The 10,202-nt window shown below is 62.6% G+C and carries 8 protein-coding genes; 1 reads left to right on the top strand and 7 read right to left on the bottom strand.

Annotated features, from left to right (window positions below; translation table 11 throughout):
- Window positions 1-146 precede the first annotated feature (146 nt).
- On the bottom strand, window positions 147-707 hold the full coding sequence (locus tag AC1Q6I_RS25385) for a HutD/Ves family protein (protein ID WP_024072910.1): 561 nt from the start codon (window positions 705-707) through the stop codon (window positions 147-149).
- Entirely contained in the window at window positions 704-1,414 is a 711-nt protein-coding gene (gene hutC / locus AC1Q6I_RS25380; RefSeq protein ID WP_223817892.1) for a histidine utilization transcriptional repressor HutC, read from the bottom strand. Before hutC ends, AC1Q6I_RS25385 begins: the two co-directional genes overlap by 4 nt.
- Before the next feature lie 147 nt (window positions 1,415-1,561).
- On the opposite strand from hutC, the gene AC1Q6I_RS25375 reads away from it, so the two are divergent.
- On the top strand, window positions 1,562-2,926 hold the full coding sequence (locus tag AC1Q6I_RS25375; protein WP_102625781.1) for a formimidoylglutamate deiminase: 1,365 nt from the start codon (window positions 1,562-1,564) through the stop codon (window positions 2,924-2,926).
- Between the two features lie 216 nt (window positions 2,927-3,142).
- Here AC1Q6I_RS25375 and AC1Q6I_RS25370 read toward each other — a convergent pair whose 3' ends face one another.
- From AC1Q6I_RS25370 to AC1Q6I_RS25350, 5 genes are all read right to left on the bottom strand, one after another.
- Window positions 3,143-3,712 (bottom strand): lipocalin family protein, encoded by a 570-nt coding sequence (locus tag AC1Q6I_RS25370; RefSeq protein ID WP_024072907.1) that lies wholly within the window; start codon window positions 3,710-3,712, stop codon window positions 3,143-3,145.
- A 30-nt stretch (window positions 3,713-3,742) separates the two neighbouring features.
- Window positions 3,743-3,997, bottom strand: a complete 255-nt coding sequence (locus AC1Q6I_RS25365; RefSeq protein ID WP_017849914.1) for a hypothetical protein — start codon at window positions 3,995-3,997, stop codon at window positions 3,743-3,745.
- Window positions 3,998-4,173: 176 nt separating this feature from the next.
- Window positions 4,174-5,184: a class 1 fructose-bisphosphatase gene (locus AC1Q6I_RS25360; protein WP_024072906.1), complete on the bottom strand. Its 1,011-nt coding sequence runs from the start codon at window positions 5,182-5,184 to the stop codon at window positions 4,174-4,176.
- Between the two features lie 110 nt (window positions 5,185-5,294).
- Window positions 5,295-6,647, bottom strand: coding sequence for a DUF3999 domain-containing protein (locus AC1Q6I_RS25355; RefSeq protein WP_041161078.1), 1,353 nt, complete (start codon window positions 6,645-6,647; stop codon window positions 5,295-5,297).
- A complete protein-coding gene (locus AC1Q6I_RS25350; protein ID WP_102625465.1) occupies window positions 6,647-10,168 on the bottom strand; it encodes a DUF2339 domain-containing protein in 3,522 nt (1,173 codons plus the stop codon). Before AC1Q6I_RS25350 ends, AC1Q6I_RS25355 begins: the two co-directional genes overlap by 1 nt.
- Window positions 10,169-10,202 lie beyond the last annotated feature (34 nt).

The following is a 10,202-nucleotide window of genomic DNA, read 5'->3' as shown; positions in this document are numbered from 1 at the left end:
CCGCGTCCAAGCCTCAAATGTGTAAACGATGTCCCCGGTTTCAGATGTAAACGATGTCTACGGTTCTACACCCCGATAGCGGTGGATCAGTCAGCCCATCTGGTACTGACACACCTATATCGGGAGCAAGCCCCCTCCCACAGTTTTTAACCGCGTGCGGTCAGTTCGATGATGCAGCTGCGGCCAGCCACGCCTATGTCCAACAGGCCGGTGTTACCGTCGATTTGCAGGCAATCGTGATGACCCAGCGTGTGCCCCAGCACCTTCACTTCATCCGCCACGCTGAACACCAGCACGGTCTGCGCGGTACTGAAAAACTGCTGCACACCGTCCACCCATTGCAGCCTCGCGTGGTAACGCTGGGGCGAATAGATCAGGTTGAAATCGCGGATCGGCCCGGTGATCAGGCGGCATGACACCTGGCTATCACCCTTGAAGGCAAATGGTTGCAGGGGCAACAGGCCGCGCTGTTCTTCGCCATCCACGGTCAACACCATGCCGGCGCCCTTGATCACCGTGATCACGCGCTGGTAACCGGCGAAGCTGGAAAACCCGCCCGACTCGCCGATGTCGGCAATCGACAAGCGCCAGCCAAACCCCTCCAGGCCCTCGCCAGCATCACGGGTGATTTCTTCGGTGCTGCCACCGCCGTTTTTCCACGGCATGCGCACGTAATCGGTGGCGCGCCAGACTTTCACTGCACTCATTTACTGAAACGTCCTTCCAGGCTATGACGGGAACCGGGGTGGATCAAACGCGCGGCGGTCACCGGCTGGCGACCCGACCACGTGCGGCGGCGAATCAACAGGCATGGCTCGCTCGGCTCGATCTGCAACAGTTTGCACTCGGTGGCATCGGCGAGGATCGCTTCAACCACGTGCTCGCCTTCGGTCAGCGGCGCCACCTGGTTCAGATAGGCGTAGGGCGTTTGCTGGGTGAAATCCTGTTGCAGGTATTCCGGGGCGACCAGCGCGTTGACGAAACGGTCTTCGATTTGCACGGGAATATCGTTTTCGTAATGCACGATCAACGAGTGGAACACCCGTCCGCCCTCACGCATTTCCAGGGCGACGGCGCGCTCGGAACCGGCGGCCTCTTCGCCCAAGGTGATGACCTGGCAGGTATGGCGATGTCCGCGGGAGGCGATCTCATCGGCAATGTTGTGCACTTCAAACAGCGCGGACTGGCTCTTGGGCTCGGCGACGAACGTACCCACGCCTTGCATGCGTACCAGCAAACCTTCGGCGGTGAGTTCGCGCAGGGCGCGGTTGATGGTCATGCGGCTGAAACCCAGCTGGCTGACCAGTTCGCTCTCCGACGGTACGCGGTAATGGGGCGGCCAGTTGCCGTTGAGGATCTGCTGGCTGATCATCTGTTTGACGCGGGCATACAAGGGCGCCGGACTTTCGTCCATGTGGGCAGCCAGCGAAGACTTGGCGGGCGGAGTCGGCACAGGGAATCCTTGCAGGTGGAAAAGATGCATAGATTGCCGGAGTTTACCGAGCAGGCAAACGTCTGTATATGTATATACAAATAAACACACGACCGGGGTGCTCTAATCATGTCCGCTTTCTTTGCCGAACGCGCGCTGCTGCCTAATGGATGGGCCAACGATGTACGTCTTGAAGTCGACGCCGCTGGCGTACTGACACGCGTCCAGGCCAATGCCAGTGCAGACGCCGCCGAACGGCTCAGAGGTCCGCTGCTGGCGGGCATGCCGAACCTGCATTCCCACGCGTTTCAACGCGCCATGGCGGGCCTGGCGGAAGTCGCCGGCAACCCGAATGACAGCTTCTGGACCTGGCGCGACTTGATGTACCGCATGGTCGGCAAGATCAACCCGGCACAGCTGCAGGTCATCGCCCGCCAGTTGTACATCGAGATGCTCAAGGCCGGTTACACCAGCGTGGCTGAATTCCACTACGTGCATCACGACGTCAGCGGCCAGCCCTATGCCGACCGCACGGAACTGTCACGCCAGATCAGCCAGGCCGCTACGAGCAGCGGGATCGGCCTGACGCTGGTGCCGGTGCTGTACAGCCACTCCGGGTTTGGCGGACAGGCACCGAATGAAGGGCAGCGCCGGTTTATCAACAGCACCGAAAACTACCTCGACCTGCAGGCGCGCTTGCAACCGATCCTCGCGGCGCAACCAGCGCAACAACTGGGCCTGTGTTTTCACTCCCTGCGTGCGGTCACGCCGGAGCAGATCCATGAGGTACTCGCAGCCAGCGACAAGACCTGCCCCGTGCACATCCACATCGCCGAACAGCAAAAAGAAGTCGACGACTGCCTGGCCTGGAGCGGTAAACGCCCACTGCAATGGCTGTACGACAATGTCGACGTCGACGAACGCTGGTGCCTGGTCCACGCCACCCACGCCAACCCGGAAGAGGTCACGCGCCTGGCCAGGAGCCGGGCGATTGCCGGTTTGTGCCTGACCACCGAAGCCAACCTGGGCGACGGGATCTTCCCGGCCGTGGACTTTCTCGCCCAGGGTGGGCGCATGGGAATTGGCTCCGACAGCCATGTGTCGCTGAGCGTGGTGGAAGAACTGCGCTGGTTGGAATACGGCCAGCGCCTGCGCGATCAGCGGCGCAACCGCCTGTATCGCAGTGATCAGCCGATGGTCGGCCGCACGCTGTTCGACGCCGCGCTCGACGGCGGCGCCCAAGCGCTGGGGCAGCCGATTGGGCAATTGGCAGTGGGCAAGCGTGCGGACTGGATCGTGCTGGACGGCAACGATCCGTACCTGGCGACGGCAACCGAAGACGGGATTCTCAATCGCTGGTTGTTTGCCGGTGGGGATCGACAGGTGCGCGATGTAATGGTCAACGGGAAGTGGGTAGTGCGCGATGGGCTGCATGCCGGCGAGGAAGAAAGCAGCCGGGCGTTTACGCAGGTCTTGAGGGATTTGTTGGGCTGACAGGCAATCCATAACAAATGTAGAGGCCCCCGCTAAATCTCCGATTTAGCGGGGGCCTCTGTGGCGAGCGGGCTTGTCCCGCGTTGGGGCGCGAAGCGGCCCCTGACAAAAGACACCTGCGCTGTGTCAGGCACGCCTCAGTGGCTGGTTTGGGGGCAGCTTCGCGCCCCAACGCGGGACAAGCCCGCTCGCCACAACAGCCCTCTCCCACATTGTTTACTGCGAGGTCTTCGCCATCTGCTTATCAGACGTACGCCAGATCAAACGCGTGGTGTCATACCCCTGCTGGCGCGCCCTGCTGAGCAAGTCTTCGCGGGTATCGGCGCTGACCGTCGGCGTACGTGACAGGATCCACATATAACGTCGGCTCGGGCTGCCAACGATGGCGGTCTTGTAGTCATCGCTGACGTACAACACCCAGTAATCGCCTTTGGCGACGCCCGGCAACAACGCGGTAAACCAGTTATTGAATTCCACCCAGAGCTTGTCGGTCTTGCCCGGCACCTGCGGCGTAGCCGTGCCCTTGGCTTCTTCCCACTTCCAATCAGTCGTCAGGCAGCGGTTGAACACCGACATATCGCCATCGGGCAGCAATGTGTAGCGGGCTTCGGACTGTGCACAGTTGCGCTGGAAGTACATCGGCAATCGAGCCAACTCATACCAGGTACCCTGGTAACGCTTGAGGTTGACGTTACTCGCTGTCTTGGGTTGCAGATCGTCGCCAGAATGGCTGGCACAGCCCGCCAAAAAAAGGCTGGCACAAAGGAACAAAACAAAACGCATCATTCTTCTTCTCCCGCAGGCTCTCGCCCCGGTTTACTTCAGGCCTTGCCCGGAAAACATCAGAACCTTGTCACCGGCATATTGAACGCTGATAAAGCTGTTTTTATCACCCCAGGTGCAACTGGACATGCCCAGTGCGCCTGAACAATCGGTCGGCTTACCCAGCAACGACTCCACCTCGGCCTTGGCCATGCCGGCCGACAACTTTGCGTAGTTTTCTTGGTTGACCTTGCTGCAAGCGGCCAACAGCACGCAAAAAGCCAGCAAAGCGAGACGGCGTAACGACATGGAATAACTCCTGGAGGGACGAAGCAGCTTGGGTATCTGCCAGAAGCTTAGAAGGGAAAAGAGGTGTCTGGTTCCCGACGAACGAAAACAAAAAAGCCCCGAAAACGCTGAAACGTTTCGGGGCTTATTTAAGGGTGAACCGGCTCACAACAACGCCGATCACTTATCGCGAAAAGTTACTTCTTGTGGTAACCGGTTACGCGCTCAACCTCTTCCTTCGAACCCAGGAACACCGCCACGCGCTGGTGCAGGCCTTCGGGCTGGATGTCGAGGATACGCTGATGGCCGTCGGTCGACGCACCGCCTGCCTGTTCAACCAGGAACGACATCGGGTTGGCTTCGTACATCAGGCGCAGCTTGCCCGGCTTGGACGGCTCGCGGCTGTCGCGTGGGTACATGAACAGGCCACCGCGGGTCAGGATACGGTGCACGTCAGCCACCATCGCCGCAACCCAGCGCATGTTGAAGTTCTTCTTCAACGGGCCTTCTTCGCCTTCCATCAATTCATTGACGTAGCGCTTGACCGGTTCTTCCCAGTGGCGCTGGTTGGACATGTTGATCGCGAATTCCTGCGTGGCAGCAGGAATGGTGATGTCTTCGTGGGTGAGTACGAAGCTGCCCATTTCACGGTCCAGGGTGAAGCCCTTGACGCCGTCGCCCAGGGTCAGCACCAGCATGGTCTGCGGGCCGTAGATCGCGTAGCCGGCCGCAACCTGCTCGGTGCCTGGCTGCAGGAAGGCCTTTTCGTTGAGGGCTTCGTTCTGGCTCAGGTATTCGTTCGGGCAACGCAATACCGAGAAGATGGTACCGACGGGGGCGTTGATGTCGATGTTGGACGAACCGTCCAGTGGGTCGAACACCAGCAGGTAGGCGCCTTTCGGGTACTTGCCCGGGATCTGGTAGGCATTGTCCATTTCTTCGGACGCCATGCCGGCCAGGTGACCGCCCCATTCGTTGGCTTCGAGCAGGATCTCGTTGGAGAGTACGTCGAGTTTCTTCTGCACTTCGCCTTGGACGTTTTCAGTGCCCATGCTGCCCAGGACACCGCCCAGTGCGCCTTTGGACACGGCGTGGCTGATCTCCTTGCAAGCACGCGCCACCACTTCGATAAGGAAGCGCAGATCGGCAGGCGTGTTGTTGCTGCGGGTCTGCTCGATCAAATAGCGACTCAGGGTAACGCGGGACATGGAAGGCTCCGATGTATGGGGGGGCTTAAAAACCCGCGCAGTTTAACGCGAGTCGGGGCGTATTTCCTCCTATCAGAGGATTTAAACCCAATAGAGTTCATGGACTTTATTTAACGTACCGCCGCAGGCTTGCGCAGCAAACTGTAGGCCATGGCCCCCAACGCCGCGACACCGAGCAGTAACACGGCCCAGAGCCCGAACTTTTTCCAGTTCGGCCCGGTATCGACAACGGCTGCGGCCGCAGGCGACGTGACGGTCACGCCCCCGGCTACCTGGGCCTGCCCCAACGTATTGAAACGCTCGGCGTTGTAGCCAGGGATCAGGGTCGACAGCGGCAGGTTCGCCGCCTTGGCCGACGCATTACCCAGCGCCAAGGTAAATGGCGGCTCGCCCCGCGCCAGGAACACCAGTTGCGTGGCGCGCACGGCAACGCGCAGTGCCGGGGCTTCGACGCCCAGGCCACCGCCGCGCTCATCCACCTGCAACTTGAGCTCAGTAACCGTTTGGCCCGGCAACGGTAATTCATCCTGCACCACGTCCTGGCCATTCTGGGTCAGGCGGTACAGCACACCGTTGCTCAGCGGCTGCCAGGCCTGCTGGCTGTCACGCCGCCCCGCCAAGGTCACGGGCGCCAGCGTGTTGGGCTGCTTCAATTCGACGCGCAGGCGCTCGACATTCAGCCCCGTCGGCAACTGCCAGCTGTACTCCCCCGCCTTGAGTCGCGAACCGGCCAGCGGCTGCGACCACACCAAGGGCATCGGTAAACTGCTGCGGGTGGCGCTTGTCAGCTTGGCCGAGGTCAGCAGCGGCGCCGCCTGGCCTTGCCACAACAAGCGCAGGTAGCGCGCCGGTTGCCCCGGCAGGCTGACGTCATGCTGTTCGACCCGCTCGTCGGCAAACGACAAGCGCGCCACTTGCCCATCACCCCAGGCTTCCCAGTGCTGCAAGTCATCACTGGCTTCAATGCTGAAACGCTGGAAGCCCTCCTGCTCGTGGCTCCAGTCAAGGCTCAGTTGCTGCAACGGTGCCTTGATCGCGCTGGCGTCCAGTACCCAGCCGCGCAGCACCTGCTTGCCGGGCTTGGCGGCGGTGGAGGGGCGTACCTCGAGCAAGGTGCCTTCGGCGCTGGACTTCACCACCACATCGGGCAAGGTTTCGTGGGTGTCGGCCGCGTACAGCGGGAACCACTTCACCTCGGTGACGTTGCGGTTTTCGGTGTGCTGGGGCGATTGTCGCGACAGTGCATAGGCCTGAGGTTCACCGGCCGCGTTAAAGACGCGTACATCACTGAGGTCGGCCTGGCGCGCGCCCAGTTGCACAGCCAAAGGCAATTCAAGGCGATACCAGGGGCCGTTGCCACTGACGCTCAGCGGCACCTGGGTGGTGAAATCGGCAGGCGTTTCCTGGGCCCACACCGACCACGTTGCGCACAACCCCACTACCGCCACGCTCAACTTACCGATCAAGAGGATGCTCCTTCAGTTTCCAGCACAGGTTCGGCACGCTTGGGCGGCAGTGGCGCGAAGTAGCCCACCACCAGCAACAACCCGCCCACGCCAATGAACGACACGATCCGCGCCAGGCCACCACGGTTGCTCAGCTCGACAAAGAACAGCTTGGCCACCACCACGGCAATCAACGCTGCGCCGATCAGCCACACTTCGCGGCGATGGCGCAGGTGGCCGCCGATCATCAGGCCGAGGGCGACCAGGGTCCAGACGATCGACAGGCTGGCTTGTACCAGCATCGATTCGAGCAACGCATCCACCTGGAACGGCACGCCGCCCCAGTGGTGGGCGGCGCGCATCACCAGCGCGGTGAAGAATGCAAACAGCGAGAGACCTGCCACGCCTTCGGCGATCAACTCGACTCGAGCCCCACGTTGCGGCGCAACGCTGCGTGACCACAGATACACACCGAACAGGGCAAACAGCAGCCCCAGGTCCAGCGGGCTGATCAGCGGCACATACGGCAACGGCCTGGCCGTGCCGTCACTGAAGCTATTGGCCAGCCAGAACCAACCGAGCATCAACACCGCCAGCGGCAGCGCCGCCAGCACCCGGTACTCTTTCGGGTAAGCCGACATCGGCCACGGCCAACGACGCGGCGTGGCTGCCAGCACCAGATACAGGCTTGGCAGAATCGCCCAGCCCAGCCAGCGCCAGGCGTTGTATTCGGCCGACAGCCGCAACAAGCCGTAACGCAGCTCCAGGGCCAGCACGCCGATCAGCATCCAGCAGCCAAGCACATGGGCGACACTCAGCGCCTTGCCCGGCGCCACTGCCGCCAGCCGCCGCAACGACACGAAGTGCACCGCAAAGACTGTCAGCCAGGCCAGCCAGCCGTACTGGGCCGCCGGGTGGTAATAGTCATGCGCGGACACCAGCAACACCACCCCCGCCGCCGGCATCAACACGGTGCAAAGCATGCCCAGCGACGCCCAGCGCAATCTCGCCGCCAGCAACGCCCAGAGTGCCACGCTGAGCGCCGCGCAGCCCAACAGGAAAGCCCCCTGCAGTTCCCGCGGGATAAACCGCAACACTTCACTGATCAGCGCCACGGCCCACCAGGCCGCGCCCCACACCAGCAACAGGTCGGACAGGCGTTGCAGCTTGAGTACGGCAAACATCGGCGCATGGGGCTCACGCTGCAAGCGCCACGCGCCAACCAGGGCGGCCAGGCCCAGGACCATCGGCGTCCAGAAACCGCTGTGCCCCAAGGGGCGCACACCTTCAGGGGTCAACGGCCCGAGCAGCTCCGGTACCGACAGCAGGAACGCAGCACCGCCGATCACCTGCAGCAGCAAACCAAATACAAAACTGACGCGCTGTTGCAGGTACAGGCTCAACCAGATGATCAGCAAGCCACTGGCCGCCCATACACCGCTGGCACTTTCCCATGGCAGCACAAACAGCACCGCAAGGTTGATCAATACCAGACCCGCGAGCAGCACCACCGACAGGCCACGCAACAGCCGCACATCGCCACGCACCTGGTCGTCGCGCACCGCCAGGAGCATGCCGCCAATCAAGGCCAGGCCGATCAGCGACGCCGTCAGCAGGCCGCTCCAGCCCGCGCTGAATACCGCCGCCCCGTCACCGCCTTGCAAACGCAGCAGAAACAGCGCGCCGCCCAGCAGTTGCACGGCGAACGCGCTAAACAGGAACGTACGCGAGCCGATGCGCAGGCCGATCCACAGGGTGGCCAGGCCGGCGACCGCCCAACTGATGGCGGTGCCTTGGGTCAGCAACAACAGCGGCGCGAGCAGGTACAAAAAGGTCAGGCCCAGGCTGGCCAACACCGGCAGCCCCTTGCGCTCCCATCCCGCCGCCTGCTCCGGCGACGCCTTGCGTAGTTGGTCGAAACTGAACAGCAGCGCCGCGCCCAGCAGCAGCGCGCCCAATGGCGCACCGTCGAGCAACGTATGGTCGCCAACGCGCAGTTCGCTGAGAAAGGCCAGCGCCGAGCCCAATTGCAATAACACGCCGAAGGCTCGGGCCAACGGCCGTTGCTGACGCAAGCCGAGCCAGAAGATCCCGGCGCCTTCCACGGCCCAGGCCGCCGCCGTCCAGCGTGCGTCGAGGCCCAGGGGAATCGCCAGGCTGGCGAAGATCACCCCCAGGGCCAGGCAGGTTTCCGCCAGCAGCAAGGCACGCCCGCCACTGAGCAATCGCGCCAGGCCCATATAGATAACGCCCAGGCCAAGGGCGCTGAACGCAGCGGCAAACTCCAAATGCTGCACCAGTGCGAACTGCAAGCCAAAACCCACCAACGGCGGACCGAACAGCAGGCTACCGTCGACGTAATCGCCCTTGGCCGCCGACCAGCGCAGCAGCGCCCCCCGGCTGCCATCTTCGGGCGCGTCGTTCATCTCCAGCAATTTGCGGCGGGTGAACAACAGGCCGATGACCAGGTACATCAGGAAAAACAGGATCAGGAACGGCTCGGTGCTCCACAGCAGTTCCGGAGTATACGAACGCAAACCCCAGGCGAAGCCAATGCCAAAGGTGCCGACAAAGCCGATCAGGTTGAGCAGGCGCCAGGCCTTGAACCAGGCGATGGCGAGGATGCCGGCATTGAGCAGGGCGAAATAACTGAACAGCGCCACGTGGTTGCCGGCGCCGGTGGACGTGAGGATCGGTGCTGCAAACCCGCCGAGTGCCGCCGCGCAGGCCAGGCCCAGGGCATCCTGGGTAATCGCCAGGATCGCCGAGAACACGGTGATCGCTACCAGCAGGCCCAGTGCCGCGCTCGGATCGATCAACGGGTGCAGGCGCATCGCGGCAAATACCGTCAGGTACAACACCGCGATCCCGGTGCCTTGCAGCATCAATCCGTAGTTGCTGTTGCGCAGTCGTAACCACCAGCCCAGGCCCAGCAGGCCCACGGCGGCCGCAGCCACCCCGGCGTAGCGCAACTCGATCGGCACCACCATGCCTTCGGTGGCGTAGCGCAACAGGAACGCCAGGCCGAGGAACAACAGCACCACGCCGACACGCAGGACGGTGTTGCCACCCAACAGCCAATTGCGTGCGCCGCTGATGGCGCGTTCGATCAGGTTGGGGCCACGGGGAGCGGCAGGTTCTTGAGGCGCACGCGGCGTCGGGGCGGGCGTCCAGACGTCATCCGGCAGTGGGTGGCTCGGTTCGGCGACCATCGCCACAGGCGCCAATTCAGCCGGCAGTTCCCACACCAGTTCAGGCGCCTTGGCGACAGGTGTCGGCTCAGGGACAGGCGTTTCGACGATGCCATTGCTCGTTGGCGCGGGCACTTCCAGTTGCCGCAGGCGCTCGCCCAGGGCGATCAACGCCTTCTGCGTGGTTTCCAACTGAGCAGCCTGCTGCTGCGCCTGGGTCGCCAGCCTAGACAGGCGAATCGCCTGGCCAATGCCCAACCCCAACAGCGCACCGATGCCCGCGTCACTGAACGACTCATCGAGCGTCCAGCCGAGCACCAGGCCAATCAGCATGAAAATCCATTGCATGGTCGATATTCCCTAGGTAAACCGTGCTGTAGGA

This window comes from Pseudomonas sp. MPR-R2A5 (genome assembly GCF_058793055.1).
Note: the sequence above shows the minus strand (reverse complement) of the source record. Positions and strands in the feature narration are given on the sequence as shown.

Bases quoted from the DNA above. Each gene is read 5' to 3' on its own strand.
- AC1Q6I_RS25365 (WP_017849914.1), bottom strand. From the start codon at position 3,997: ATGTCGTTACGCCGTCTCGCTTTGCTGGCTTTTTGCGTGCTGTTGGCC.
- hutC (WP_223817892.1), bottom strand. From the start codon at position 1,414: ATGGACGAAAGTCCGGCGCCCTTGTATGCCCGCGTCAAACAGATGATC.
- AC1Q6I_RS25360 (WP_024072906.1), bottom strand. From the start codon at position 5,184: ATGTCCCGCGTTACCCTGAGTCGCTATTTGATCGAGCAGACCCGCAGC.
- AC1Q6I_RS25375 (WP_102625781.1), top strand. From the start codon at position 1,562: ATGTCCGCTTTCTTTGCCGAACGCGCGCTGCTGCCTAATGGATGGGCC.
- AC1Q6I_RS25370 (WP_024072907.1), bottom strand. From the start codon at position 3,712: ATGATGCGTTTTGTTTTGTTCCTTTGTGCCAGCCTTTTTTTGGCGGGC.
- AC1Q6I_RS25350 (WP_102625465.1), bottom strand. From the start codon at position 10,168: ATGCAATGGATTTTCATGCTGATTGGCCTGGTGCTCGGCTGGACGCTC.
- AC1Q6I_RS25385 (WP_024072910.1), bottom strand. From the start codon at position 707: ATGAGTGCAGTGAAAGTCTGGCGCGCCACCGATTACGTGCGCATGCCG.